24 protein-coding genes and 1 riboswitch are annotated in these 26,116 nt (G+C 42.7%); of the genes, 9 read left to right on the top strand and 15 right to left on the bottom strand.

What is annotated here, in order from left to right; genetic code table 11:
* Positions 1–40 precede the first annotated feature (40 nt).
* The 7 genes from accC to pdxA all read right to left on the bottom strand — a co-directional run bounded on the left by accC (position 41) and on the right by pdxA (position 6,026).
* A complete protein-coding gene (gene accC / locus EZ437_RS01120) occupies positions 41–1,381 on the bottom strand; it encodes an acetyl-CoA carboxylase biotin carboxylase subunit (RefSeq protein ID WP_131592334.1) in 1,341 nt (446 codons plus the stop codon).
* An 81-nt stretch (positions 1,382–1,462) separates the two neighbouring features.
* The gene (gene accB, locus EZ437_RS01115) at positions 1,463–1,942 is read right to left on the bottom strand and encodes an acetyl-CoA carboxylase biotin carboxyl carrier protein (protein WP_131592332.1); all 480 of its coding nucleotides are present in this window, start codon (positions 1,940–1,942) and stop codon (positions 1,463–1,465) included.
* 150 nt (positions 1,943–2,092) lie between these two features.
* Positions 2,093–3,082 (bottom strand): beta-ketoacyl-ACP synthase III, encoded by a 990-nt coding sequence (locus EZ437_RS01110; RefSeq protein WP_131592330.1) that lies wholly within the window; start codon positions 3,080–3,082, stop codon positions 2,093–2,095.
* A gap of 8 nt (positions 3,083–3,090) precedes the next feature.
* Entirely contained in the window at positions 3,091–4,032 is a 942-nt protein-coding gene (plsX, locus tag EZ437_RS01105) for a phosphate acyltransferase PlsX (RefSeq protein WP_131592328.1), read from the bottom strand.
* Positions 4,033–4,130: 98 nt separating this feature from the next.
* Positions 4,131–4,322 carry a 50S ribosomal protein L32 gene (gene rpmF, locus EZ437_RS01100; RefSeq protein WP_131592326.1) on the bottom strand — a complete coding sequence of 64 codons (192 nt, stop codon included), beginning with the start codon at positions 4,320–4,322 and terminating at the stop codon, positions 4,131–4,133.
* 18 nt (positions 4,323–4,340) lie between these two features.
* Positions 4,341–4,880 carry a YceD family protein gene (locus EZ437_RS01095; RefSeq protein ID WP_131592324.1) on the bottom strand — a complete coding sequence of 180 codons (540 nt, stop codon included), beginning with the start codon at positions 4,878–4,880 and terminating at the stop codon, positions 4,341–4,343.
* Between the two features lie 66 nt (positions 4,881–4,946).
* A complete protein-coding gene (gene pdxA / locus EZ437_RS01090) occupies positions 4,947–6,026 on the bottom strand; it encodes a 4-hydroxythreonine-4-phosphate dehydrogenase PdxA (RefSeq protein WP_131592322.1) in 1,080 nt (359 codons plus the stop codon).
* 102 nt (positions 6,027–6,128) lie between these two features.
* On the opposite strand from pdxA, the gene rsmA reads away from it, so the two are divergent.
* From rsmA to EZ437_RS01070, 4 genes are all read left to right on the top strand, one after another.
* Positions 6,129–6,911: a 16S rRNA (adenine(1518)-N(6)/adenine(1519)-N(6))-dimethyltransferase RsmA gene (gene rsmA / locus EZ437_RS01085; RefSeq protein WP_131592320.1), complete on the top strand. Its 783-nt coding sequence runs from the start codon at positions 6,129–6,131 to the stop codon at positions 6,909–6,911.
* Positions 6,912–6,917: 6 nt separating this feature from the next.
* Positions 6,918–7,847 carry a 2-hydroxyacid dehydrogenase gene (locus EZ437_RS01080; protein ID WP_131592318.1) on the top strand — a complete coding sequence of 310 codons (930 nt, stop codon included), beginning with the start codon at positions 6,918–6,920 and terminating at the stop codon, positions 7,845–7,847.
* A gap of 294 nt (positions 7,848–8,141) precedes the next feature.
* Complete coding sequence (greA, locus tag EZ437_RS01075) at positions 8,142–8,615, top strand: transcription elongation factor GreA (RefSeq protein WP_131592316.1); 474 nt, start codon at positions 8,142–8,144, stop codon at positions 8,613–8,615.
* A gap of 11 nt (positions 8,616–8,626) precedes the next feature.
* Entirely contained in the window at positions 8,627–9,028 is a 402-nt protein-coding gene (locus tag EZ437_RS01070) for an HIT family protein (RefSeq protein ID WP_131592314.1), read from the top strand.
* Between the two features lie 52 nt (positions 9,029–9,080).
* Here the strand turns inward: EZ437_RS01070 and EZ437_RS01065 are convergent, their stop codons facing one another.
* From EZ437_RS01065 to rsgA, 3 genes are read right to left on the bottom strand one after another with little or no spacing between them, the layout of a single operon-like run.
* The gene (locus EZ437_RS01065; RefSeq protein ID WP_068888219.1) at positions 9,081–9,407 is read right to left on the bottom strand and encodes a nucleotide pyrophosphohydrolase; all 327 of its coding nucleotides are present in this window, start codon (positions 9,405–9,407) and stop codon (positions 9,081–9,083) included.
* 44 nt (positions 9,408–9,451) lie between these two features.
* On the bottom strand, positions 9,452–9,904 hold the full coding sequence (dtd, locus tag EZ437_RS01060) for a D-aminoacyl-tRNA deacylase (protein WP_131592312.1): 453 nt from the start codon (positions 9,902–9,904) through the stop codon (positions 9,452–9,454).
* A 4-nt stretch (positions 9,905–9,908) separates the two neighbouring features.
* Positions 9,909–10,829, bottom strand: a complete 921-nt coding sequence (gene rsgA, locus EZ437_RS01055) for a ribosome small subunit-dependent GTPase A (protein ID WP_131592309.1) — start codon at positions 10,827–10,829, stop codon at positions 9,909–9,911.
* A gap of 540 nt (positions 10,830–11,369) precedes the next feature.
* Between rsgA and thrA the strand changes: the two genes are divergently transcribed.
* The 3 genes from thrA (at position 11,370) to thrC (ending at position 16,213) form a co-directional block, all read left to right on the top strand.
* On the top strand, positions 11,370–13,817 hold the full coding sequence (gene thrA / locus EZ437_RS01050) for a bifunctional aspartate kinase/homoserine dehydrogenase I (RefSeq protein ID WP_131592307.1): 2,448 nt from the start codon (positions 11,370–11,372) through the stop codon (positions 13,815–13,817).
* Positions 13,818–13,824: 7 nt separating this feature from the next.
* Positions 13,825–14,760, top strand: a complete 936-nt coding sequence (locus tag EZ437_RS01045) for a homoserine kinase (RefSeq protein ID WP_131592305.1) — start codon at positions 13,825–13,827, stop codon at positions 14,758–14,760.
* A gap of 136 nt (positions 14,761–14,896) precedes the next feature.
* Entirely contained in the window at positions 14,897–16,213 is a 1,317-nt protein-coding gene (gene thrC, locus EZ437_RS01040) for a threonine synthase (protein ID WP_131592303.1), read from the top strand.
* An 8-nt stretch (positions 16,214–16,221) separates the two neighbouring features.
* Here thrC and EZ437_RS01035 read toward each other — a convergent pair whose 3' ends face one another.
* The 3 genes from EZ437_RS01035 to metH form a co-directional block, all read right to left on the bottom strand.
* A complete protein-coding gene (locus tag EZ437_RS01035) occupies positions 16,222–16,656 on the bottom strand; it encodes an META domain-containing protein (protein WP_131592301.1) in 435 nt (144 codons plus the stop codon).
* Between the two features lie 155 nt (positions 16,657–16,811).
* On the bottom strand, positions 16,812–17,768 hold the full coding sequence (metF, locus tag EZ437_RS01030; protein ID WP_131592299.1) for a methylenetetrahydrofolate reductase [NAD(P)H]: 957 nt from the start codon (positions 17,766–17,768) through the stop codon (positions 16,812–16,814).
* 41 nt (positions 17,769–17,809) lie between these two features.
* Positions 17,810–21,487: a methionine synthase gene (gene metH, locus EZ437_RS01025; RefSeq protein ID WP_131592297.1), complete on the bottom strand. Its 3,678-nt coding sequence runs from the start codon at positions 21,485–21,487 to the stop codon at positions 17,810–17,812.
* A 155-nt stretch (positions 21,488–21,642) separates the two neighbouring features.
* Positions 21,643–21,756, bottom strand: a riboswitch (SAM riboswitch).
* Positions 21,757–21,939: 183 nt separating this feature from the next.
* On the opposite strand from metH, the gene EZ437_RS01020 reads away from it, so the two are divergent.
* Positions 21,940–23,481, top strand: coding sequence for a L,D-transpeptidase scaffold domain-containing protein (locus tag EZ437_RS01020; RefSeq protein ID WP_225869463.1), 1,542 nt, complete (start codon positions 21,940–21,942; stop codon positions 23,479–23,481).
* 79 nt (positions 23,482–23,560) lie between these two features.
* Here EZ437_RS01020 and EZ437_RS01015 read toward each other — a convergent pair whose 3' ends face one another.
* On the bottom strand, positions 23,561–24,352 hold the full coding sequence (locus EZ437_RS01015; protein ID WP_131592295.1) for a murein L,D-transpeptidase catalytic domain family protein: 792 nt from the start codon (positions 24,350–24,352) through the stop codon (positions 23,561–23,563).
* A gap of 185 nt (positions 24,353–24,537) precedes the next feature.
* On the opposite strand from EZ437_RS01015, the gene EZ437_RS01010 reads away from it, so the two are divergent.
* On the top strand, positions 24,538–25,257 hold the full coding sequence (locus EZ437_RS01010; RefSeq protein ID WP_131592293.1) for a 3-keto-disaccharide hydrolase: 720 nt from the start codon (positions 24,538–24,540) through the stop codon (positions 25,255–25,257).
* Between the two features lie 93 nt (positions 25,258–25,350).
* Here EZ437_RS01010 and EZ437_RS01005 read toward each other — a convergent pair whose 3' ends face one another.
* Entirely contained in the window at positions 25,351–26,103 is a 753-nt protein-coding gene (locus tag EZ437_RS01005; protein WP_131592291.1) for a Bax inhibitor-1/YccA family protein, read from the bottom strand.
* Positions 26,104–26,116 lie beyond the last annotated feature (13 nt).

Genomic DNA, 26,116 nt, shown 5'->3' with positions numbered 1-26,116 from the left:
GAATGGTATTTACGTTTTAAATCTTATAAATAGTTTTTCATTACTCCGAAAACTCAAAAGTTTCCATGAATTTAGTTGTAAAATTTCCTGCCCTAAAGTTAGGATCTTTCATCAACTTTAAATGAAAAGGTATCGTCGTTTTTATACCTTCAATCACAAATTCACTCAAAGCACGTTCCATGGTACTAATCGCTTCCTCACGTGTTTGGGCCACACAGATCAGCTTCGCAATCATAGAATCATAATTAGAAGGAATCTGATAACCAGCATAAACATGCGTATCAACTCTTACACCATGCCCTCCAGGAGAGTGGAAGTTGGTTATCTTACCTGGGCAAGGCCTAAAGTTATTAAATGGATCTTCTGCATTTATCCGGCATTCAATGGCATGCATGTCAGGTAAATAGTTCTTTCCTGATATTGGAACTCCCGATGCCACTTTAATCTGTTCTTTAATTAAATCGTAGTTGATCACTTCTTCTGTTACCGGATGTTCTACTTGAATACGTGTATTCATCTCCATAAAATAGAAATTACGGTGTTTGTCAACCAGAAATTCTATTGTTCCGGCACCTTCATACTGCACAGCCATTGCTCCTTTAATAGCAGCATCACCCATTCTTTCTCTCAATTCCGGAGTCATAAAAGGAGAAGGGGCTTCTTCAACTAGTTTTTGGTGACGACGTTGTATTGAACAGTCGCGTTCTGATAAATGGCATGCTTTACCATATTGGTCCCCAATGATCTGGATTTCAATGTGGCGTGGGTCTTCAATATATTTTTCCAGATACAAACCATCATTTCCAAACGCAGCACCTGATTCCTGACGGGCACTGTCCCATGCATTTTCAAAGTCTTCATCTTTCCATACTACGCGCATACCACGGCCACCACCACCTGCAGTAGCCTTTAATATAATCGGATATCCAATTTCATTGGCAAGTTTGATGCCTTCTTTTACACTTTCCAATAAGCCTTCCGAACCAGGAATGGTCGGAACTCCTGATCGCTTCATCGTTTCCTTAGCCGAAGCTTTATCTCCCATTGAATTAATCTGTTCAGGTGTTGCCCCTATAAATTTAATTCCGTAATCACGACAAACAGAAGAGAATTTAGCATTTTCAGATAAGAATCCATATCCAGGATGTATCGCATCTGCATTGGTAAGCTCAGCTGCCGAAATGATGTTAGGGATACTCAGGTAAGAATCCTTGCTGGGCGGCGGCCCAATACAAACAGCTTCATCTGCAAAACGCACATGCAAACTTTCCCTGTCTGCAGTAGAGTAAACAGCTACCGTTTTAATCCCCATTTCCTTACAGGTACGGATAATACGCAAAGCGATTTCGCCCCGGTTGGCAATTAATATTTTCTTAAACATATATTTTTTCTTTTCGTCACCCCAAACATACTTCAGGGCCTATTTAAGTAACAAGATGCTGAAATAAATCAGCACAACGGTCTAAACTGGTTCTACTAAATACAGTGGCTGATCGTATTCTACAGGTGATGAATTGTCAACAAGGACTTTCACAATCCTGCCAGAAACTTCACTCTCTATTTCATTAAATAGTTTCATTGCTTCAATGATACAGATCACTTTACCAACAGAAACCTCATCACCAACATTTACAAACGACGGCTTATCCGGACTTGCGGAACGATAAAATGTGCCTATCATTGGAGATTTTATAGTAATGTATTTTGAGGTATCTTCAACAGCAGCGTCAGCAGCTTTAGTTTCAGTGGCAGACACTGGTAAAGGAGCTGCGGCAGCCGGTATTGCAGAAATCGCAACAGGAGCTGGAACAGTAGCATTCACAACAGTTTGGGTCTGATTTGTTTTAATAGTTATCTTGAAGTCTTTTTGCTCTATAGCGACTTCATTTACGCCCGAACGAGAAACAAATTTAATAAGTTCCTGAATTTGTTTGATATCCATTTTTTGGTGTTATTTTAAGAAAACAATCTTGTTTTTAGATTAACTAAGGTAATATTAATTATTATAAAACCATCATGACTTTGAATGTGCCGTAGCAACAATAGAACTCAGGATAGTTTAAAAATGTTTAAAATATATTGATTATAAGCACTAATAAGCCCATTTTAAATAAACTGAACCCCAGGTAAAACCACCTCCAAAAGCAGCAAGAATAATGTTGTCTCCTTTTTTTAACTGACTTTCCCATTCCCATAAACATAAAGGGATCGTACCATTTGTAGTATTGCCATAACGCTCGATGTTGATCATGACTTTTTCAGAGCCAAGGCCCATTCTTGAAGCAGTCGCATCAATAATACGTTTGTTGGCCTGATGGGGCACCAGCCATTTTACATCATCAGAAGTTAACTGATTACGGTCCATGATTTCTGCAGCTACATCAGCCATATTGGTCACTGCAAATTTAAATACAGTCTGGCCCTCCTGATAAACGACATGTTCATTATTGTCTACTGTTTCGTGGCTTGCCGGCCGGACTGAGCCTCCTGCTTTCTGATGCAGGAACGCTTTTCCCGCTCCATCACTTTTTAGGATAGAATCCATTAGCCCCAGACCCTCTTCATTTGGTTCCAGTAATACAGCTCCACAGCCATCTCCAAAAATAATACAGGTAGTGCGGTCCTGATAGTTGATGATAGAAGACATTTTATCACCCCCTACTACCAATACTTTTTTATGTTTGCCTGATTCAATAAATTGGGCCCCGGTAGAAAGCCCGTATATAAAACCCGAACAAGCCGCCTGAAGGTCGTAGCCCCAGGCATTTTTAGCCCCAATTTTATCTCCCAGGATATTAGCTGAGGCCGGAAAAGGGAGATCAGGTGTCGTCGTACAAAATATAATGAGTTCAATTTCCTCCGCACCGATTCCACGTTTTTTGAGTAATCCGTTTACCGCATGAACCGCCATATCTGACGTGCCCAGTCCCTCACCTTTTAATATTCTTCGCTCTTTTATGCCTGTTCTGGAAGTAATCCATTCATCAGTCGTATCAACAATCGATTCCAGTTCTTTATTGGTCATTACATATTCTGGAACGTAACCATTAACAGCAGTAATCGCAGCGTGAATTTTGCTCATCTTTTAAATTAATTATTAAATGCGGCCTGTATCTTTTCTACCAAGCCAGTAGTAATCATATCCCTCGACTGTAAAATCATGTTTTTTACTGCTGTCGGACTGGATATCCCATGTCCGATAACTACCGGTGCATTCACTCCCAATACCGGACTGCCGCCATAATTTTCATAGTTAAACCTGTCAAAGAATTCATCTTTCATTCCTCTTTTAAGGGTCAGTACATAAAACGACTCGGCCAGTTTAAGCATCACATTTCCGGTAAATCCATCACAAACAATCACGTCGGCTTTGTCGTTAAACAAATCCCGGCCTTCTACGTTCCCAACAAAATTAAATAACTTGGTATCCTTCATTAATGGGAAAGTCGCCATGCTCAGCATATTGCCTTTTTCGTCTTCTTCGCCAATATTCATTAAGGCAACTTTAGGATCTGATATCTGCATCACATTCTCTGCATATAAGCTTCCAAGTATACCAAACTGTAATAAAGTGTCGGGTTTGCAATCGGCATTTGCGCCTACATCCAGCATCAGTCCAACGCCGCCACTCAGCTTTGGCAGAAAAGTAGAAAGACAAGGCCTGATGATACCGGGAATAGTTTTTACACTAAAAACAGCGCCAACAAGCATAGCCCCGGAATTTCCGGCACTGGCAAATGAATCTAATTTCCCTTCTTTAAGTAACTTAAAACCAATAGATATACTGGAATTTGGCTTTTGAACTATAGCCTTAGTGGGATGTTCGCCCATACCTATTACCTCCTTGGTGTGAACATACTCAAAGAGATCCGGATCAAATCCATTTTCGGCAAGTAAGGGCTTAATCTGCTGAGTATCCCCGATCAGAACGATTTGCTCATGCGGAGATAACAATGGATGGGCAGCTATTGCTCCTAAAACGTTTGCTTTAGGAGCATAGTCTCCGCCCATTATATCGAGACCTATTTTCATAGTAAAAAATCAGTTTGTGTATAAGGCAAAATCGCCCTTGTTTCCAATCTCTAAGTTAAACTTTCAAAGACTTAAAACACAAACTATTTTTCAGAAAATTAACCTATTGAAGTGCTTTCAATAACCAATTTGCCGTTGTAGTATAAGTTACCATCAACGTTATAAGCGCGGTGTGGAGTATGTATTGCGCCTGTTGTTTGACAAGTAGATAAAGAAGGAGCTTCTGCCTTATAGTGAGTTCTTCTTTTATCTCTTCTACTTTTAGAAATCTTGCGTTTTGGATGTGCCATTGCTGATTTATTTAATTATTATTTTAATTTTTTTAATGCTGCCCAACGCGGGTCGTCATCTTGTTGTTGTTCTTCTTCTTCTTTTTGTGTGCCTACAGCTAAACTTTCCAGTCTTGCTATCATTTCCTGGTCACATTGCTGGCCGTCCCCGTTCTCCTGACAGATTTTTATGTAAGGAACCGAAACAGTGATGAATTCATAAATAAGTCCCGATATATCAATTTCGCTCTCCCTCTTATTTACTACGATGATCTCCAGGTCATCACTTTCCAATTCATCTTCGGCAAATTTTACAATCTGCCTTTCCTGTATACTTATTGGTGAATTAAATTCCGCCAGACACTTATCACAATCCAATACTATAGTCCCGTCAATCCGGAACTGTAAGATCAGCATCGTTTCCTGCTTGTCTAATTCAACTACTGCTTTTAAATCCCCTTTCTTAACCAAAGAATATTCAAAGGCATCAAAAAAGCTGTTATCAATGTCAAAATCAAACTGATGTTTGCCAATTTTTAAGCCTGTAAAGGGGATTGAAAATTGTTTTAATGGTTTCAATTGTAACAAAATTTTAGCCCGCAAATGTAGGAATTAATTTCATCTATTACAAATAGTTTTTAATTCCTAATTTGCATCATCTTTCAAATCAAATGCTGTCTCTATTAGTTTACCGCCGCCCCGCAGCTGGTTTTTCAGTAATTCTTCCTGTTCTCTTCTGTTCTTAACGATATGGGTAGCCGCAAAAATAGCCTCTATAAAGGAAGCATGATCTGCAATGTTTTTCCCTGCTATATCATATCCTGTCCCATGATCAGGTGAAGTACGTACATACTTTAGGCCTGCACTATAATTTACGCCCCTGCCAAAGGCAATTGTTTTAAAAGGGATCAGGCCCTGGTCGTGATACATGGCCAGCACAGCATCAAACTGCTTGTATGTGCCATTGCCAAAAAAGCCATCAGCCGGATAAGGGCCAAAACAGATGATGCCTTTATCAAATGCCTCATGGATAGCAGGACTGATAATATCCAGGTCTTCTTTGCCCAGCAGGCCATTGTCTCCGGCATGAGGATTTAAACCCAGAACAGCAATTTTTGGTTTCTCGATCCAAAAATCTTTTTTCAGGCTTTCATTCATCATGATCAGCTTCTTTACTATCTTTTCCTTCGTAATGGCCGAGGGTACCTCCTGCACCGGAATGTGACCTGTCACTACACCAATCCGTATATCTTCACTGATCATGAACATCAATACATCATTTCCACCAGTTCTCTGCTGCAGGTATTCCGTATGCCCCGGAAACTTAAAGGCCTCAGACTGTATATTGTGTTTATTAATAGGGGCGGTAACCAGCGCATCTATATTACCGTTTATCAAATCTTCAGTCGCTTTTTCTAAGGATAATAAAGCATACTTGCCGCCTGTTTCATTGGCTTCGCCCAAATCAATCTTTACGTCTTCCTCCCAACAATTGATCAGGTTTGCCTTCTTTGGGTTTGCCGCATCAGCATTGCTGATCACGTTAAATTGGAAATCGGTCAGGCCGAGGGCCTTGCGATGGTAAGAAGCAACCTTTGTATGGCCGTAGACTATAGGTGTACAGTACTCAAGAATGCTTACTTCCGACAAAGTTTTTAGTATTACTTCCATCCCGATTCCGTTTACATCACCAATACTAATCCCTATTTTGATTTTATTGCTCATATCCAATTAGAAAATTTGGCGCAAATTACAGAATTTCACTTGAATGTTGGCCGGATAATGGTAAAACTTTAATAATTTAGCAGCTTTTTAATAGCAGAGGTTATGAGTTTGGTAAGGGCAAAAAAACATTTAGGGCAGCATTTTTTAACTGATAAAAACATCGCGGCACGGATTGTTAACGGCCTGGTACATACAGATAAATACAAACAGGTACTTGAAGTAGGGCCTGGTATGGGTATTTTATCTGATATTCTGCTGGAACGTACCGATCTGGAGACTTTTCTCATCGACATTGATGTCGAATCCTATGAATTTCTTAAACAAAAATATCCTCAACTGGGTGCAAGACTCATCAATGGGGATTTCCTCGCACTTAATCTGTCAGAGATCTTTCCGGAAAAATATGCCATCATTGGCAATTTCCCGTACAACATATCTTCCCAGATTCTTTTCAAGATTCTTGAAAACCGCGAAAAAGTAGTGGAGATGGTAGGCATGTTCCAAAAGGAAGTAGCAGAACGATGTGCTTCCAAAGCAGGTACTAAAGAATATGGCATATTGAGCGTACTGATCCAGGCTTATTATGACATAGAATACCTCTTTACGGTCAAACCCGGAACCTTCAATCCTCCCCCTAAGGTCAATTCAGGAGTGATCAGGTTGAGCAGGAATGATGTAGACACACTTCCCTGTGATGAGAAACTATTCTGGCGTACCGTAAAGGCAGGGTTCAATCAGCGAAGAAAGACGCTTCGCAATGCACTTTCGGGTGTAGTGCCTAAAGATAAAATGGACCAGCATCCTTTTTTTGATAAACGGGCTGAACAGTTAACCGTTCAGGATTTCATTACCCTTACACAGCATCTTGCCCAACTCTCCCAGTAATAAATTATGAGCAAAGGAAAAATTTTAATAGTAGACGACCTCCATCCTATATTTAAAGAGAGAGCTATAGAAATGGAATATCAGGTAGATGATCAGCCGCTCATCACCAGAGACCAAACGCTTGACATTATTAAAGACTATGAAGGCATAGCTGTACGCACGAAATTTCTGATAGATAAAGAATTGATCGAAGCTGCGCCACAGTTGAAGTTCGTAGCCAGGGCAGGGGCAGGGCTCGATAACATAGATGAGGCAACAGCTAAATCAAAAAACATTAAATTACTCAATGCCTCAGAAGGAAACATGGATGCCGTAGGCGAACATGCTACCGGTTTATTGCTCTCGTTGATGAACAATTTCCGCAAGGCAGACCAGGAAATAAGAAATGGCAAATGGGACAGGGAAGGAAACCGCGGCTACGAATTAAAAGGTAAAACAGTCGGTATCATCGGCTATGGCTATATGGGCAGGAGCTTCGCTAAAAAGCTTTCAGGTTTTGAAGTCAATGTCATTGCGTACGACAAATATAAAACTGGGTTTTCTGACAACTATGCCCGGGAAGTAAGCATGGAAGAGATCGTTAAGCACAGCGATGTCCTGAGCCTGCACATTCCGCTCACTTCAGAAACCCGGCAGATGGTAGATGAGGAATACTTTTTCCATTTCCGTAAACCCATATTTTTTATCAATACCGCAAGGGGTGAAATAGTAAGTGTCAAAGCTGTGCTAAATGCTATTAAACAGAATATGATTCTCGGGGCCGGACTAGATGTACTGCAAACTGAGAAATCCCCTGCATTAAATGAGCAGGACTGGTATGCAGAATTAATCGCATCAGATAAAGTTTTGCTTACCCCTCATGTCGGGGGCTGGACATTCGATTCTTATAGAAGGATATCAGAAGTGCTTGCTGAGAAACTAAAAAATCTGCGCTAAAAAAAGTTCTTCTTCTCAGACTCGCACATTTTCTGAAGGGAAAATCTGCACATGTCTTCGAAAAAGAACTTTTTCCCCAGAGGCAGAAGCATAGCGGTTATATTAGGAAAATTCTGTGAGGAGGCGAATAATATATAATTTTAATTTTGTGGATATTATCTCATTTTGGCAGAATAATTTGGTTTTATGCTATTACCCTATTATCTTCGTTACAATTGAAGCAAGACTATGTAGGTTAAATCCCCGTGTAGTCTTGTTTTGTTTTTTAGAGTAATTAAACATAATAATTGAGCTATGACAGAGGTAACATATTATACCCAAGATGGTTTAGAGAAACTAAAGGAAGAAGTACATTATTTAAAAACTACCGGAAGGCAATTGATATCTAAAGCAATTGCAGAGGCGAGAGACAAAGGTGACCTTTCTGAGAACGCAGAATACGATGCAGCAAAGGAAGCCCAGGGATTACATGAGGCCAAAATCTCCAAACTGCAGAATACCCTCTCTACCGCAAGGCTGATTGATGAATCTAAGTTGGATACATCAAAAGTATTGGCGTTATCTATTGTAAAGATAAAGAATGTTAAAAACGGTGCTACCATGTCTTATCAGTTAGTAGCAGAATCCGAAGCAGACCTTAAAACCGGAAAGATATCTGTAAAATCGCCCATTGCACAAGGTTTGCTGGGCAAGTCGGTTGGCGACACCACAGAGATCCTGGTTCCTGCCGGAAAAATGGAATTTGAAATATTAGAAATCAGCAGATAAACCCCAAAATCATGTCAAGCATATTCTCAAAAATAGTCAATGGCGATATTCCGGCGCACGTAGTTGCTGAAACCAGCGAATTCCTTGCGTTTTTAGATGTGAACCCTCTGGTGATGGGACATGTGCTGGTAATTCCAAAAAAGGAGATCGACTATATCTTTGACATGGATGACGAAAGTTATTTCGGACTCACCTTATTCGCTAAAATAGTAGCCAATGGTTTGAAGGAAGCCTTCCCTTGTAAAAAAGTAGGCATAGCAGTAATCGGGCTTGAAGTACCACATGTACATATTCACCTGATCCCTATGAATGCCGTAAACGATATGAATTTTAGTAAACAAAAGCTGACACCTACCAACGAAGACTTAGTAGCAGCAGCCGCTAAAATTAAAGCGGCACTAGTCAGCGATTAAACATTATTTTTTCAATACCTGAAAGGCAGCAACCAAAATTGCTGCCTTTTTATTATTTTAACTTCTCGTTGTTTTTATGGCGTTCCGCATCGCGTATGTTCTTTTTAACCAGGTTTTTCTCTAATGCAGCGGTCAGGTCAATGCCCGTCTGATTGGCTAGACAAATCAATACAAAAAGCACATCAGCCATTTCATCACCCAGGTCAACTGCTTCATCGCTTTTTTTAAAGGACTGTTCGCCATATTTTCTGGACATGATTCTGGCTACCTCACCGACTTCTTCCATCAGGATAGCCGTATTGGTCAATTCGTTAAAGTACCTGATACCTGTAGTATTAATCCATTGGTCAACCGTTTTTTGTGCTTCCTCTATTGTCATGTTTGAGTTGTAAGTAATAGGTTTTAAGTATGCAGATCGGCTATTTAATCTTTGTTTTTAGTGTCCATCAGGATCGTTACCGGTCCGTCATTTACCAGGCTTATCTTCATATCGGCGCCAAATATGCCTGTCTGTATTTCTTTGCCAAGCAGCAATGACAGCCGCTTTATCATTTCCTCATAAAGAGGAATGGCCTTATCCGATCTCGCTGCCCGGGTAAAGCCCGGTCTGTTGCCTTTCTTTGTAGAAGCAAATAGGGTAAACTGACTAATTAATAAGATATTACCTCCTACATCAGCCAGTGCTTTGTTCATTAATCCGTTTTCGTCGCCAAACACGCGCATACCCACAATTTTCTGTGCCAGCCATTCCAGGTCTTCAGCAATATCCGCATCTTCTATACCCAGTAATACCAAAAATCCAGTTGCTATTGATCCTGTTATTACCCCATCTACTGTGCAATTCGCTTCACTTACTCTTTGTAATACTGCCCGCATCTAATTAAGCCCTCGTCTCATTTCCGTGGTAAATACTCAGATAGCTTTCATACCTGCTCAATGCTATATCATCATTTTCTACCGCCTTCATCACCGCACATCCAGGTTCATTCACATGTCTGCAATTGTTAAACCTGCATTCATTCATCAAATCCCGGATTTCTCTAAAGTAATGGCCCAGTTCTTCCGGACGGATATCAAATATCCCCAGTTCCCTGATACCAGGCGTATCGATCAGGTATCCTCCAAAAGGCAGGGTATGCATCTCTGCAAAAGTGGTGGTATGCTGCCCTTTATCAGTGGCCTCAGAAACATCACCTGTTTTAATTTCCATCCAAGGCAGCAATGCATTGATCAGGCTTGATTTGCCTACACCCGAATGCCCCGAAAACAAAGTAGTTTTATCTTTTAGCAGCTCTTTTACCAGTGGGAGACTTGTTCCTTTCAATGCTGAAACGGCATAGCAGGGATAGCCTATGTTTTCATAGATAGCTGCATAATCAGCCAGTACAGCCAGTCCCTCTTCATGAAAAAGGTCGAGCTTATTGAAGATCAGCACGGCAGGAATACAATAAGCTTCCGCTGTAGCCAAAAACCTGTCTATAAATCCAAGGGAGGTACGCGGTGAAGCAAGGGTTACTACCAAAAATGCCTGATCCATATTGGCTGCGATGATCTGGGCCTGCTTAGATAAATTGATCGACTTCCTGATGATATAATTCTTACGTTCGTAAAGTTTATCTATGATGCCCTTGTCAGAATTGGGCTCCAGCTCAAACTCAACCTCATCACCAACCGCGATGGGATTAGTGGTCTGTATCCCCTGTATCCTAAATTTACCCTTGATCCTGCAGTCATAATTTACTCCGTCGGCTGCATGAACCTGGTACCAGCTTCCTGTTGATTTTATTATTAGTCCGCGCATATTAGGATGTAAAGTTAAGAAATAGTATTAAGTATAGTAAGTATTTGAGGTCAAACAGGTCAATATGGGCCGGTCGATTAAAACGCATATGACACAGTTCGCTATGCGTTCGCTATTGACAGGGGGGTGGCAGAGGGTATCCAGGGGGTTGCTTCGACCGCTTAGCCGTCAACCCTTAATGTGATGTTTACATACCCCCTGTAAAGGCCCTGTCAATAGCGAACAAATAGCAAACTGTCTTATACTGTTCTATAATCCCAAACCCTGCAATAATGCTACGTATTCTTTTGTTGACAGTCACTGCTGCAAAATAAATTTGCTAATTAAAAAAATATACCCTTACTTTACGCCATCGCACAATTAGTGTAAAAGATACAATGTATAACAACTCAAATATTACCATTACCACCACCACAACCACCGGCAATGCCCGGAGGAAGGTAAGCTAGTGGAGTAAATGAAGCACATAAAGACCACAAAAAGCGCCTTCCTCTAATTGGGGAAGGCGCTTTTTTTTTAAAAACGAATTATTAGAGAACTATGAATATCTTAAAATTTGGAGGCACCTCAGTCGGTTCTGTTGACAGCATCAGCGCCCTGATAGAAATCCTCAAACCATTGCAGGGCCAGGAGAATCCTGTAGTAGTGTTGTCAGCAATGGGCGGGGTTACCAATACCTTACTGGAAATGGCAGAAAGCGCCAAAGATCTGCAGGATTATACCGAAAGGTTAAAACTGGTAGAGGAGAAGCACTTTAAAGTCATCAGAACGCTCCTTCCAGCAAGCGCACAAAATCCGGTGCTTACCAAATTAAAGATCTGTTTCAATGAACTGGAAGACATCTTGCAATCAGTATATAACCTTCGGGAACTGAGTCCGCAAACCAAAGACCTCATATTGAGCTATGGAGAACGCTGCGCTACCATCATGGTGAGCCACATTGCCAAACAGCAATTTCCAGAAGCCCTGTATGTAGACGGATCTGAACTGATCAAAACAGACAGCAACTTCGGACAGGCAAAGGTAAATACCCAGATCACAGAAATGCTGATCAGGGATTTCTACAAAGACCATCAGGATAAGTTGCTATTTGTTACCGGATTTATTTCCAGCAATGATGAGGGCAGGGTTACTACACTTGGCCGTGGTGGCAGCGACTATACTGCAGCCATCTGGGGTGCAGCGCTAAATGCCGATCAGATAGAGATCTGGACCGATGTAGACGGTATGCTTACTGCCGACCCCCGCATGGTAAAAAAAGCATTCTCCCTGCCGGAACTCAGTTATACTGAAGCGATGGAGCTTTCTTATTTTGGCGCGAAAGTGATCTATCCGCCTACCATGATCCCTGCTTTTTTAAAGCGCATCCCGATCGTCATTAAAAATACTTTCAATACTGACTTTGCCGGCACCTATATAAAGCATGGCATAAGTCCCTCACCTTTACCTATCAAAGGGATCTCTTCCATCGATGAGATCAGCGTGCTTAACCTTTCCGGTAGCGGAATGGTGGGCAAAGCCGGCTTTAGCGGCCGTTTGTTCTCTATGCTCTCCAGAGAGCAGGTAAATGTGGTGCTGATTACCCAGTCTTCGTCTGAACACAGCATCACCTTTGCGGTAAAACCTGCTGACTCTCTTAAAGCGCTTTCGCTGATCAACAAAGAGTTTGAACTGGAGTTGCAGGCAAGGAAGCTGGAATACCCTGAAGTCGAGAACGGGCTTTCCGTACTTGCCATTGTAGGGGAGAATATGAAGCGCACGCCGGGTATGTCGGGCAAGCTTTTCAGTGCGCTCGGCAGAAATGGGGTAAACGTCAGGGCCATTGCCCAAGGCTCGTCAGAGTACAATATTTCAGTCATCATCTCCAAAACTGACCTTTCAAAGGCGGTCAATGCAGTGCATGATGCCTTTTACGCTGATCTTAAAAAGACCCTCCATATCTTTTGCCTGGGTACAGGCAATATCGGCAAAACACTGTTCAGACAACTACAGGAGCAGATGCCTTTTCTGGCCGCAAACAATGATCTTCAGGTAAAGGTAATGGGTATCAGCAATACCCGTACAATGCTTTTAAATCCCGATGGAATAGACCTTGCTACCTGGGAAGAAGAACTGGATGCTCAGGAAACGAAGGCCAGTCTGCCGGATTTCATTAAGCGCATGAAGTCTATGAACCTGCCCAACTGTGTGTTTGTAGACAATACCGCCAGTCACAATCCCATTGAGTATTACCTCGATATCCTGCAGTCAAGTATTTCTGTGGTGACTTGTAATAAGCTGGGCAACTCGGCCGACTATGAGCAGTACGCTGCATTTAAGCAGGCAGCCCGGACTTATGGTGTGGACTTCTTTTATGAAACCAATGTTGGTGCCGGACTACCGATCATCCGTACCCTAAGGGACTTAATGTTAAGTGGTGATCAGGTGGGCAGAATAGAAGCCATATTATCAGGGACTATTTCTTACATTTTTAACAATTATAAAAATGGGGTGCTTTTTCACGAAGTGGTAAAAGAAGCACAGGACAAGGGGTATACAGAGCCTGATCCGCGTGATGACCTCAACGGTAAGGATTTTATGCGCAAAATGCTCATCCTTGCCCGTGATGCCGGATATGCATTGGAAGAAAAAGACATTGACCTTCAAAATATGCTACCTGCATCCTGCATGGCTGCGGAAAGTGTGGCAGACTTCTACCAGGAACTGGAAAACAATACGGCTTACTTTGAAAATCTTAAAAGTGAAGCTACCAACAACAATAAAGTACTCAGGTATATCGGCAAACTGGAAGATGGCAAGGTGTCTATCAATCTTCAGATGGTAGATGAAAACCACCCTTTCTTTACCCTGTCTGGAAGTGACAACATCATTTCCTTTACCACCAACCGCTATAAAGACCGGCCATTGGTAGTAAAAGGCCCGGGTGCAGGAGCTGAAGTAACCGCCGCAGGCGTATTTGCAGATATTATAAACGTAGGTAAACGATAAGTCCCCAATGAACAGATCAGTTAAAGTTTTCGCTCCAGCTACCGTTGCCAATGTGGTTTGCGGTTACGATGTCCTCGGTTTTGCCGTCAACCAGCCCGGTGATGAAGTCATCATGCGGTTCACAGATACCAAAGGGATCACCATTTCAAAGATTACCGGTGATGATGGTAAATTACCCTTAAACCCAGCCAAAAATACAGTGAGTGCCAGTGTGCAGCATTATTTAAATCACATAGGTAAGCCTGATACGGGTATTGATATCGAGCTTCATAAAAAGATGCCTATTGGTAGTGGTCTTGGCTCTAGTTCCGCTAGTACCGTTGCCGGTTTATTTGCCATTAATACCCTTTTTGATAACCTGCTGACCAATAGAGCGCTCGTTCCCTTTGCTATGAAGGGGGAGGAGCTTGCTTGCGGATATGGCCATGCCGACAATGTGGCGCCGGCACTGATGGGCGGTTTTGTGCTCATCAGAAGTTATGAGCCGCTTGACATCATTAGTCTTCCTTTTCCGGAAGACCTGCATGCCGCTATTGTATATCCAGAAGTAGATGTACCGACTAAAGATGCCCGCCAGATGATCAGATCCAAAGTGTTTTTGAAAGATGCAGTGACCCAATGGGGCAATGTGGCCGGACTGGTAAGTGGTCTCTTTATGAAAGATTATGACTTGATAGGACGGAGTATGACGGATATCCTGGTCGAACCTACCAGGTCTATTCTGATCCCGGATTTTTCAGTGATGAAGTCCATAGCGATGGAAAATGGTGCCATAGGCTTTGGTATTTCAGGCTCAGGGCCATCGGTATTCTCCCTTACCAGGGATGCTGATACCGCCACAAAGATCACACAAAAACTGCAGCAGCACCTTAAAGGCATTGCCATAAACAGCCTTGCTTTTGTGTCAGAGGTAAATAAAAAAGGACCGATAATATTGGATTAATAGCCCACTCGTCAGGCTATAACATTGCCGGGGTCCTGAAATAAATGCGGAGCATTCTTGAAGACAAATATCAATGAGTACTACTGAAAAATTCAGGATGACGAGCGCTTGAACTTAAGATAATAAGACAATTACAATGAAACTATACAGCACCCAGAACCACGATTTAAAAGTAGACTTCGCAACTGCGGTCTTCAACAGCATGCCGCTGGATAAAGGCTTGTACATGCCTGTTCACATACCCGATCTTGACCAGGAATTTATAAACAATCTTGACAAGTTTACACTTTCCCAGATTGCTTATAAAGTAGCCTCTCTATTGCTCAGAGATGCCATCCCATTGGAAGACCTCCAGCACATCATCGATGATGCCATCAACTTTGAGGCACCTTTAGTGCCTTTGCAGGAAGGCGGGGACACCTATGTGCTCGAACTCTTTCACGGCCCATCACTTGCCTTTAAAGATTTTGGTGCCAGGTTTATGAGCCGCATCATGGCCTATTTCCTTAAAGACAACGAAAAGATGCTGGATGTATTGGTTGCCACTTCAGGAGATACCGGAGGCGCAGTAGCGCTTGGCTTTTTGGGTGTCCCAAATACCCGTGTTACTATTCTATACCCTAAAGGAAAGGTGAGCGAGATACAGGAATTGCAGTTATGTACCAATGGGCAGAACATTCATGCCATTGAAGTAGATGGTACTTTTGATGATTGCCAAAGCTTGGTTAAGCAAGCTTTCGCTGATGAAGAACTAAACAAAAAGCTCAGACTTACTTCAGCTAATTCCATCAATATTTCCCGCCTGATCCCGCAGACATTTTACTATTTCAATGCGTTTGCGCAATTAAAAAGACAAGGAAAAGAAAACGTGGTATTTTCTGTTCCAAGTGGCAATTTTGGCAATATCGCTGCGGGCTTGCTGGCTTATAAAATGGGGCTTCCGGTAAAGCAGTTCATCGCTGCTACCAATATCAATGATACCGTTCCCCGCTTTTTAGAAACGGGTGTCTATGAAACCAAATCCTCCATACAAACATATGCGAACGCAATGGATGTAGGCGCACCGAGCAATTGGGTGCGCATCATGGATCTCTTCGGTAATGACCAGGAAGCTATAAAAGACATTGTAAAAAGCTATAGTTTTACTGATGAAGATACCCTGCAGGCGATAAAAGACATCTATGAAAAGTTCAGCTATGTGGCTTGTCCGCACACCGCTATTGCCTGGCTGGCCTTGCAGACATACAGCACAGATGCAAAGGTAGAAAGCAAAGAAGCAAAAGTCTTTTTATCTACTGCCCATGCTTGTAAGTTTCCTGACATTTTCCCTGAGGAAATCAAAGCTAAAATAGAGATCCCTGCACAGGTCAACAGCTTGTTTAGCAAAGAGAAGAAAGCGACTGCCATGGATACAAGCTTTGAGTCGTTTAAAGAATATTTGAATGGTTATTAACTATAGTCTTACTTTTTGGTAAACCGCATTACTGCGATGTCACCCATTGTAAAGTTCAGCGTAGTATCATTGGTAATAGTATAGTTACTCACTTTTTTGAGCATTTCGACAAAAATCGCTTCTCCCTCACCGGGACAAGCCATTTTTGTCATCATAAAGGGCTCAGTAAAATTAATGGTCGTGTCATCTGCTGCCAAAGTCCCCGAAAAGGAATTGCAGCTGGTATTGCCACCAAACCTTTTTTCCGCGATCTCAAATTTAATATTAGGTTTCTTTGCAGGATACAAACCATTAAACGCTATTCTAGGCCCGGATATATAATTAAGCTCCCAGGTGCCGCTCAATTGAGACAGCCCACCATTTCCCATCGTACCCGGCTTCATTGTAGTGCAGGATGTACTGGAAATTACCAAGGCTATAGCTAATACTAAAAATCTCTTCATATTAGCTAAATATACAAAGACTATTCCAAAAACGAAGCACTGTCGTCATGCTGAATTTTGATTCCTGTCTTCAAGAATGCTACACAGTTTATTTTGCTACGCAACTTCTTTGTATTTCTAATGCTTAGCGCTCAGTATCAGGTGATGTATAAATACTAAAATATCGCTTGTGCGATGCGTTTAGTCGGTTCTGGATTGCCCATCGTGTAGAAGTGCAATACAGGAGCGCCCATCTCCTTAAGTTCTTTACACTGGTTGATCATCCATTCAATCCCTACTTCTTTTACCTCTTTTTCTGATTTGCAGGCCTGTACTGCCTCGCTCAGTTCCAATGGGATGTCCAGGTGGAATATTTTTGGCAAACTGATCAGCTGCTTGGAAGAAGTGATCGGCTTCAATCCCGGAATGATGGGTACATTAATCCCGTTTTGACGGCATTTGTCCACAAATTCTTTGTATTTCTTATTGTCAAAAAACATCTGTGTTACAATGAAATCCGCGCCACAGTCTACCTTATGTTTCAGATATTTAAAGTCGGTATCCAGGTTTGGGGATTCAAAATGTTTCTCCGGATAACCCGCCACACCGATACAGAAATCGGTTTTTTCAGGGCTCTCCATGTCGTCGTGCAGGTATTTGCCTTTGTTCATGTCGGCCACATGCTGCAAAAGCTCTGAAGCATAGGCGTGTCCATTTGGGGTGGGGATGAAAGAACTATCGCTTTTGCGTGCATCACCTCTCAAAACCAGTACGTTGTCGATTCCCAAAAACTGCAGGTCGATCAGTGCATTTTCTGTTTCATCTTTGGTAAAGCCCCCGCAGATCAGGTGGGGCACCGCGTCCACCCTGTATTTGTTCATGATCGCCGCGCAGGTCGCCACTGTACTTGGGCGTTTGCGGTACGCCACTTTTTCCAGCAGTCCATTGGCGTGCTGCTTATATATGTAGTCTTCCCGGAGGTAAGTTACATCTATAAACGGAGGATTAAACTCCATCAGGGGGTCTATGGCATTAAAAATTCCCTGTATGCTCTGCCCTTTGATGGGTGGCAGGAGCTCAAAAGAAAACAAGGTTTTGCCTTGTGCGTTTTTTATATGGTCTACAATCTTCATTGTCTGGGTTGTTTAATTTATGTTATTCGACGGGAATGTGTTTAATACGCTAAATTCGGGCTCAGCCATCTTTCCACTTCTTCCACCGGCATGTTTTTACGTACGGCATAGTCGTCAATCTGGTCTTTGGTGATTTTACCCAACCCAAAATAGCGCGACTGTGGGTGCGCGAAATAAAACCCGCTTACCGCTGCGGTTGGATGCATCGCATAGTTTTCCGTTAGTTTCAGTCCGATTTTTGCTTCCGCATCCAGCAATGCAAACAAAGTGCCTTTTTCGGTATGTTCAGGACAGGCAGGATAACCTGGTGCAGGCCTGATACCAGCGTACTCTTCCTTGATCAGCGCTTCGTTGCTCAAAGATTCATCATTAGCATACCCCCAGTATTCCTTGCGCACCAGCTCATGCATTTTTTCTGCAAAAGCCTCGGCTAGTCTGTCTGCTAATGCCTTGGTCATGATGCTGTTATAGTCGTCATACACCGCTTCAAATTCTGCTACCAGTTCATCGCAGCCAATTCCCGCGGTCAGCGCAAAGCCCCCAAAATAGTCAGGGATGCCTGTTTCTTTTTGCGCTATAAAATCAGACAATGCATAGTAAGGCTGATCCGCCGTTTTCTCTGCCTGCTGGCGCAATGTATGGATCACCACCTCTTTAGTCTCCTTACCGGTTCCATCTTGCACATCCAGCACAATGTCGTCGCCCACAGCCTGTGCAGGCCAGAAACCGATCACAGCTTTTGCTGTCAGCAATTTCTCATCCACAATCCTTTTAAGCAATGCCTGCGCATCTTCAAATAACTTGCGGGCCTCATCACCCACCACTTTATCTTCCAGTATCCTAGGGTAACTTCCTCTAAGCTCCCATGTCTGAAAAAATGGTGTCCAGTCAATATACGGTACCAGTTCCTCAAGGGGGAAACTTTCAAAAACCTTAGTGCCCGTAAACGATGGGGCAGGGGCTACCAGCGAAGCATCTATTTTAAAGCCGTTTTCACGTGCCTCATCAAGCGTTTTGTAACGTTTGTCAGACCGCTTATTTAAATGCGCTTCTCTCGCTTTATCATATTCAGCCCTTATTCCTGCTACATAATCGCTTTTCAATTCCTTGTTCATCAGGGTGCTGCATACCGTTACACTTCTCGATGCATCCAGTACATGGATGGCCGGACCGGAATAGTTAGGTGCTACCTTTACCGCAGCATGAATCCTTGAAGTGGTCGCGCCGCCTATGATCAGTGGAATGGTAAAGCCCTCACGCTCCATTTCCTTCGCAAAATGAACCATTTCATCCAGTGAAGGCGTGATCAGTCCGCTCAACCCAATGATATCGGCATTGATCTCTTTGGCTTTTTTAATGATCTCCTGAGCGGGAACCATCACACCCATATCTACGATCTCAAAGTTATTACATGCCAGTACCACACCTACAATGTTCTTTCCGATATCGTGTACATCACCTTTTACCGTAGCCATAAGCACCCTTCCGGCCGACGAGCTCTGGTCCTGATCCGGATTGTCCAGTTTTTCCTGTTCAATGAAAGGCAGTAAATAAGCTACCGCCTTTTTCATTACCCGGGCAGATTTTACCACCTGCGGCAGGAACATCTTGCCCGCGCCAAACAGATCACCTACAATATTCATCCCGTCCATTAGCGGACCTTCTATCACCTGTATCGGCCTTGCATATTTCTGCCTGGCTTCTTCCACATCGGCATCCAGGTATTCGATGATCCCTTTTACCAGGGCATGAGATAATCTGGATTCTACCGGCTCTTTTCTCCATTCCTCATTGCGAACAATCTCTTTGCCTTTAGACTTGATGGTATCCGCAAATTCAACCAATCTTTCCGTAGCATCATCCCTGCGGTTGAGCAATACATCTTCTACAAGTACCAATAGTTCAGGCGGAATCTCCTGGTATACCTCCAGCATTCCCGCATTTACAATTCCCATATCCAGACCTGCCTGTATGGCATGGTATAGAAAGGCCGAGTGCATCGCTTCACGAACCGTATTATTTCCTCTGAAAGAGAAGGAAATATTGGATACGCCACCACTTACTTTGGCATAGGGTAGGTTTTCTTTGATCCAGCGGGTAGCGTTGATAAAATCCACCGCATAGTTGTTGTGTTCTTCCAGTCCTGTCGCTACTGTCAGGATATTCGGGTCAAATATGATGTCCTGAGGCGGAAAACCGATCTCATCCACCAATATGTCATACGATCTTTTACAGATCTCTTTTCTTCTTTCAAAATTGTCAGCCTGTCCCTGTTCATCAAAGGCCATCACCACTATGGCAGCACCATAGGTCATGATTTTGCGTGCACTTTCCCTGAACTTATCTTCACCCTCTTTCAATGAGATGGAGTTTACGATACCCTTTCCCTGCAGGCATTTCAGTCCGGCCTCTATCACCGTCCACTTGGATGAATCCACCATGATCGGCAGTTTGGATATATCCGGTTCAGAAGCAATCAGGTTCAGGAACTTCGTCATTGAAGCTTCCGAATCGATCATGCCCTCGTCCATGTTCACGTCAATCACCTGCGCCCCGCCTTCTACCTGCTGACGTGCAACGGTTAGCGCGGCTTCAAAATCACCACCCAATATCAGTTTCGAAAACTTAGGAGATCCGGTGATATTGGTACGCTCACCTATGTTCACAAAAATACTTTCCGGAGTGATCGTTACCGGCTCCAGTCCGCTCAGTCTCATGTGCGGTTCCAGTACGGGTATTTTTCGTGGTGCTACATTCTTTGCCTTCTCGGCTATACAGCCGATGTGTTCAGGTGTAGTACCGCAGCAGCCGCCTACTATGTTTACAAATCCATGCTGGATAAAATCTTCTACCAGGTGAGCTGTTTCATGCGGCATCTCATCATAAGCACCAAATTCATTTGGCAAACCCGCATTCGGATAGGCCGATACATAGCAGCCCGCTTTGGCCGAAAGCTCCTCGATGTGAGGCCTCATGTCTTTAGCCCCAAGGGCACAGTTAAATCCGATGCTCAGCGGATTGGCATGGATCACTGAGTTTAAGAAAGCTTCAGCGGTTTGTCCGCTTAAGGTCCTCCCCGAAGCATCGGTAATGGTACCGGAGATCATGATCTCGATCTTGCGACCGATAACTTCTTCGTATTTTTTTATAGAGAATATCGCCGCTTTGGCATTTAGGGTGTCAAAAATGGTTTCTATCAGCAACAGATCAGAACCGCCATCTACCAAACCCCTTACCTGCTGATAGTACGCGTCAACCAGTTCATCAAAAGTCAATGCCCTAAATCCGGGATCATTTACATCCGGAGAAATGGACAATGTTCTGTTGGTCGGCCCAACTGCACCTGCCACAAAGCATTTGCGGTCCGGATTTTCGGCCATAAATTCATTGACGGCCTCCTTGGCGATCTTAGCCCCTTCATAGCTCATTTCATAGTCAAGCGCTTCCATCTGGTAATCTGCCAGTGAAATACGCTGCGTGCTGAAGGTATTGGTTTCAATAATGTCCGTACCGGCCTTTAAGTATTCGGTATGAATGGCCTTAATGATGTCCGGCCTGGTTAAGTTGAGCAAATCGTTGTTGCCCTTCACATCACAGGGGTGGTCTTTAAATCTCTCCCCTCTAAAATCTTCTTCAGATAACACGTACCGCTGGATCATGGTGCCCATTGCACCGTCGATGATCAGGATACGTTTTTCTAACTCTTCTCTAATGTTCATTTGTTAAAAAAATCATATGAGCATGCTATAAGCTATTTTTGATAGAGGCCTGAAGCCAAAACAAGTGCCGAACCTATCGCATGCAAAGCTTAAGGGGAAGATAAGGGAAGATCGGCCGAGGTCTAGTTACACGTTATGGGCTAAAGCCAATAACCAACTTATCTTTCGGAAACCAGTACTGTGTTGGTTTCCTGTAGAATGTAGCACCTTGTAAGCACAGGTTGCTAAGACTTCGCAGGGTCTAATCCCTCCGTCTTTCTCTATAAGCATTGCAAAAATGCAACAAAGAAAAATCATTTCCAAAAAATCGGCGATTAAACCAGATAATATTACAGAATAAGGCCATTTCCTACAAGTTGGGGTACAGAGCCGATGCGGATCGGTCCGTCTATGTTCAACCTTTATGGTCGTGGCCTAAAACAAAACTGGCTTGATTTTTATTAGATATGGGTATGATGAAATCTATAAAATCAAAGACCTTATTGTTGAGCGGTATTATAGCCGCTTTTTTTACGGTAATTACCTTACAGTCATGTAAGAAGAGCCGTTCGGATATTGGTAAGATGTTGTTCGAAGAAACGAAGAACAGAGTGTTTAAAAAAGTGGAGGCTGATCCATTTATTACAGTCTTCAAACAGACACTAGAAGAACAACGGACTAAGTTGCGTAATCCCAAACTGATCACCGCCTTTTATGAAGGGAATGACTATGATCCCATTTTGGTAATGCAACATGTGCCTAAGGAGGAATTGAAAGTGCTTGCAGAGCGTCTTAGCAAATCTGGCACGCACGGTCTGGCCCCTGAAATGTTTGATGCTCCGAGATTTTCTGAACTGGTGGACAAGGTGTATGATAGAAAGGCGATAAAAACGGTAGAGGATGCTTATAAGACGATAGCAGAACTGGAGATCCTAACAGCTAATTCCCTGATCAATTATAGCAATGCGATGCAGTATGGGGTGATTAGTCCGAGGAGAATCTACGCCAGGTACTTTACCGAGACCAAGCGACCTGATAGCGTAAGCATGATGGCAGTATTTTCTATAAAGGATCTTAAAACCTATTTGGATAGTATACAACCTTCCGGTGCGAATTATAAAAAATTGCAGCAAGCACTAGCCACTAACGCAGTTGCGCCAGGTATGACTGCAGACGAAACAAAACGCGTGCTGGAGGTAAATCTGGAACGTCTAAGGTGGCAGAACATAAAGGATGCGGAGAAGATGGTGGTAGTAAATATCCCTGATTTCAGGTTAGATGTTTTGCAAAATGGTAAGTCCGTTTTAAACATGAAGGTTTGTGTGGGAGAGGGTAGAGAAGTGAATATGGATGAGCTGAAAGAATATGATGAAGATGACCTGAAGAAAGACAGGCCTTTTACCCGGGAGACACCGCAGTTAGGCAGCTTGATCCACAGTGTACAGGTAAACCCAATATGGAATATTCCGGAAAGTATTGCTACAAATGAGATTTCTAAGCATGCAGCGGCAGACAGGTATTATCTATCGAATAATAATATTGACGTATATAAAGACGGACAGTTGGTGGAGGATACGGAGCTGATAGACTGGAGCGCGGGTGACGCAGGGAAGATATATAGCTTTAAACAGCGTCCCGGTGACGACAACTCTTTGGGTAAGATCAAATTTTTGTTTAATAATGAGAGCTCGGTTTATTTACATGATACACCTGCTAAAGCGGCATTTAAATTGAACAACAGGGCGGTAAGTCATGGCTGCGTGCGCGTAGAAAAGCCACTGGAACTGGCTCATGCGCTGTTTGGCAATGGTGATAAATATGAAACCATAAAAACGCAGATGGCAGTAACGGAAAACCAGCAGGCTAAAGATCTTTCTTTACCTAAAAAGGTGCCTGTTTACCTTACGTATTTTACTGTCTGGGCTGACGAGGCTGGGACTGTTCAATTTAGAAAGGATGTATATGGGCAGGACGTGGTACTGTATTCGTACCTGGAAAAATTGAAGGGAAGTTAGTGCCCGGTTGACTAAATAAAAACCCGGATTCGCAATGTTGCGAATCCGGGTTTTTTCTTGTGTAAATAGCTAAATATCTCTATATACTTAAAGCGGTGTCTGGTTTTGATTGCTGTACTGGTCCACTGGCAAACATCGCTGCCATATGGTGATCAAGATATTTGGAGGTATACTTGTGGTCATTTACATTAATGAACATAACTGTTTTACCTTCAATCGTATTGATAATCTCATCTGTAAGTTCCGGTGCTACGGCAGGACATCCATGACTGCGGCCCAGTCGGCCTAATGCATTAATGGTGCCCTGGCCGACATATTCGGCGCCGTGAACTACAATGGCCCTTTTTCGGGCATTGGAATTAAAGCCTTGGTCCATGCCATCAAGTCGCAGGGAACGTCCATGCTGACCACGATAGATCTCGCCGGTTACATAAAAGCCCATGCTACTCTGGTGTGAGTCGCTGGTATTAGAAAATCGCGTAGCTTTATCGTCGCCGCTACCTCTGCCATGAGCTACCCAGGTATTCAGGATGATTGCTTTTTTGTCCAGATCCACGATCCATAGGCGCTTTTTAGTACTGCTTTGGTTGAAGTCTGCAATGGTCAAGATGGACTTATCCGCAGCAATTTTTCCTGAACTTTTAAGGTTGTAAAATCCGGTTACCGCTTTTTCAAATACGTCTATCGACAAGCCCGATCCGGCAAGGCCAACAGTATCGTAAAGGCGATTGATATATGCATTGTATAAAGTATCAGGTGATGCAGGAGATACTGAATATTTAATGTTTTTTGTAGCAGGTGTCCAGCTTATGGTAGTTAAAGCAAAAAGAATTACGACAAGTCCGGCTACTCCTAAAATGTATTTTCTCATAGAATTTGGGTTTAAACTAGGGATATTGTTTAATTGTTTTCTAATGATTGTTATACAAATATACGCAATTATTGTATAATCAAATGACTAATATCTAACGTATTACGTTAAGATGACTTATAGAATAATAGCTAAAATACGATTATTTCTTTACTATTGCTATATTCGGATATAAATTTAAAAGCATGAAAAGAATATTGACTGTTGTTACAGTATTGACATTATTGGTTACTGCAGTGATGGCCCAGGAGGCAAATACACTGACCAAAAAGGAGAAAAAAGAAGGCTGGAAGTTACTGTTTGACGGCAAGACTACCAAGGGCTGGCATACCTATCTAAAGGATACTGTGGGTTCGAAATGGCAGGTAGTAAAGGGTACACTGGTCTTTGATGAGACGAAACCCAACAGCGGGGGTGGTGATATCGTTACCGATGGAATATATGAAAATTATGAACTTAACCTGGAATGGAAAGTTGCTAAAGGAAGCAACAGTGGTATTATATTCAATATCCAGGAAGATCCTAAATATGGCGCTACTTATTTGACCGGCCCGGAAATGCAGGTGCTGGACAATATTGACGCAGCGGACAACAAGAAGGAAAACCACCTTGCAGGTTGTTTGTACGATATGTCTGGCGATGCTACAGTTTCTAAGCCTATGCCAGTTGGGGAATGGAATAAAGTAAGGCTAATCCAAAATAAAGGACACCTGACGTTTTATCTGAACGGTATCAAAACTTTTGAAGGACAGATTGGGAGTGAGGAATGGAATAAACTGGTGGCTAACAGTAAATTTAAGAGCGCTGCTTTTGCAGATTTTGCCAAGGTTGCAAAAGGAAAGATTGCTTTGCAGGAACACCCGGGTTCCAGCCAGTGGAGAAATATTAAGGTCAAAGCCTTGTAGGGTCTGAGATATAAACAAGCTGGTTGCCAGCTAAGCCAATAACAAAAAGGGAGGGTCATAAAACCCTCCCTTTTTGTTTCTTTTTAACAGGTGTTACCTTCTGTCTCCGAAGATCCTTAAGAGGTATAAGAAGATATTGATGAAAGTAACGTATAATGACATTGCGCCAATAATGGCTAGTTTTTTAGAATCAGCATCGAGCATTCTCGCTCCGCTTTCTTCGATTCCTGCACCAATTCTTTTCAGCATCTGTACATGATAAGCAGTAAGTGCTGTAAATATTGCAATACCAATGAAGGCCATTACCAAACTAAAGCTCTCACTTTGGATGAATATATTGGCAACGCTGGCGATGATCAATCCTACAACACCGATCATTAGAATAGGGCCAAACTTGCTCAGGTCTACATCTGTGGTATAACCCAACACGGCCATGATTCCGAAGATGCCAGCAGCTCCTACAAAGCAACTCATGATTGAGGCCGAAGTATAAACAAGTAACACTGAGCTTAAACTGATTCCTAATAGGGCTGCGAACAATATAAACAGGCTGACGATCACGCCATAAGAAAAACGGCTAAGTCCTGCATTCATAGCCAGGGAAATGGCAAGGGGTGAAAACATCACAATCCAACCTAACACGTTAGGTTTGCCTGTTTCACGGCTGAAAAAGTTAAAGAGCAACTCTGTGTTGGCTGATAAGTAAAAAGCTACTGCTGTAGAAACGCTAAGTGCTACAAACATCCATAAAAATACGCTTGCAAAAAATTTCTTGGCAACTAATCCGGTTTGGTCCTGCACATATACTGATTTTTGTGCCCAATTGTAATTATTGTTATTATCCATGTTGTTTAAAATT

The organism is Pedobacter psychroterrae (assembly GCF_004331695.1).
GTDB lineage: Bacteria > Bacteroidota > Bacteroidia > Sphingobacteriales > Sphingobacteriaceae > Pedobacter > Pedobacter psychroterrae.
Note: the sequence above shows the minus strand (reverse complement) of the source record. Positions and strands in the feature narration are given on the sequence as shown.

Excerpts from the sequence above, each read along its gene's own strand:
- accC (WP_131592334.1), bottom strand. The coding sequence starts at position 1,381 with ATGTTTAAGAAAATATTAATTGCCAACCGGGGCGAAATCGCTTTGCGT.
- EZ437_RS01065 (WP_068888219.1), bottom strand. The coding sequence starts at position 9,407 with ATGACAATAGAGGAAGCACAAAAAACGGTTGACCAATGGATTAATACT.
- metH (WP_131592297.1), bottom strand. The coding sequence starts at position 21,487 with ATGAACATTAGAGAAGAGTTAGAAAAACGTATCCTGATCATCGACGGT.
- EZ437_RS01035 (WP_131592301.1), bottom strand. The coding sequence starts at position 16,656 with ATGAAGAGATTTTTAGTATTAGCTATAGCCTTGGTAATTTCCAGTACA.
- dtd (WP_131592312.1), bottom strand. The coding sequence starts at position 9,904 with ATGCGGGCAGTATTACAAAGAGTAAGTGAAGCGAATTGCACAGTAGAT.
- EZ437_RS01005 (WP_131592291.1), bottom strand. The coding sequence starts at position 26,103 with ATGGATAATAACAATAATTACAATTGGGCACAAAAATCAGTATATGTG.
- EZ437_RS01080 (WP_131592318.1), top strand. The coding sequence starts at position 6,918 with ATGAGCAAAGGAAAAATTTTAATAGTAGACGACCTCCATCCTATATTT.
- metF (WP_131592299.1), bottom strand. The coding sequence starts at position 17,768 with ATGAAGATTGTAGACCATATAAAAAACGCACAAGGCAAAACCTTGTTT.
- rsgA (WP_131592309.1), bottom strand. The coding sequence starts at position 10,829 with ATGCGCGGACTAATAATAAAATCAACAGGAAGCTGGTACCAGGTTCAT.
- pdxA (WP_131592322.1), bottom strand. The coding sequence starts at position 6,026 with ATGAGCAATAAAATCAAAATAGGGATTAGTATTGGTGATGTAAACGGA.
- EZ437_RS01070 (WP_131592314.1), top strand. The coding sequence starts at position 8,627 with ATGTCAAGCATATTCTCAAAAATAGTCAATGGCGATATTCCGGCGCAC.
- accB (WP_131592332.1), bottom strand. The coding sequence starts at position 1,942 with ATGGATATCAAACAAATTCAGGAACTTATTAAATTTGTTTCTCGTTCG.
- plsX (WP_131592328.1), bottom strand. The coding sequence starts at position 4,032 with ATGAAAATAGGTCTCGATATAATGGGCGGAGACTATGCTCCTAAAGCA.
- thrC (WP_131592303.1), top strand. The coding sequence starts at position 14,897 with ATGAAACTATACAGCACCCAGAACCACGATTTAAAAGTAGACTTCGCA.
- thrA (WP_131592307.1), top strand. The coding sequence starts at position 11,370 with ATGAATATCTTAAAATTTGGAGGCACCTCAGTCGGTTCTGTTGACAGC.
- greA (WP_131592316.1), top strand. The coding sequence starts at position 8,142 with ATGACAGAGGTAACATATTATACCCAAGATGGTTTAGAGAAACTAAAG.
- rsmA (WP_131592320.1), top strand. The coding sequence starts at position 6,129 with ATGAGTTTGGTAAGGGCAAAAAAACATTTAGGGCAGCATTTTTTAACT.
- EZ437_RS01010 (WP_131592293.1), top strand. The coding sequence starts at position 24,538 with ATGAAAAGAATATTGACTGTTGTTACAGTATTGACATTATTGGTTACT.
- EZ437_RS01020 (WP_225869463.1), top strand. The coding sequence starts at position 21,940 with ATGATGAAATCTATAAAATCAAAGACCTTATTGTTGAGCGGTATTATA.
- EZ437_RS01015 (WP_131592295.1), bottom strand. The coding sequence starts at position 24,352 with ATGAGAAAATACATTTTAGGAGTAGCCGGACTTGTCGTAATTCTTTTT.
- rpmF (WP_131592326.1), bottom strand. The coding sequence starts at position 4,322 with ATGGCACATCCAAAACGCAAGATTTCTAAAAGTAGAAGAGATAAAAGA.
- EZ437_RS01110 (WP_131592330.1), bottom strand. The coding sequence starts at position 3,082 with ATGAGCAAAATTCACGCTGCGATTACTGCTGTTAATGGTTACGTTCCA.
- EZ437_RS01045 (WP_131592305.1), top strand. The coding sequence starts at position 13,825 with ATGAACAGATCAGTTAAAGTTTTCGCTCCAGCTACCGTTGCCAATGTG.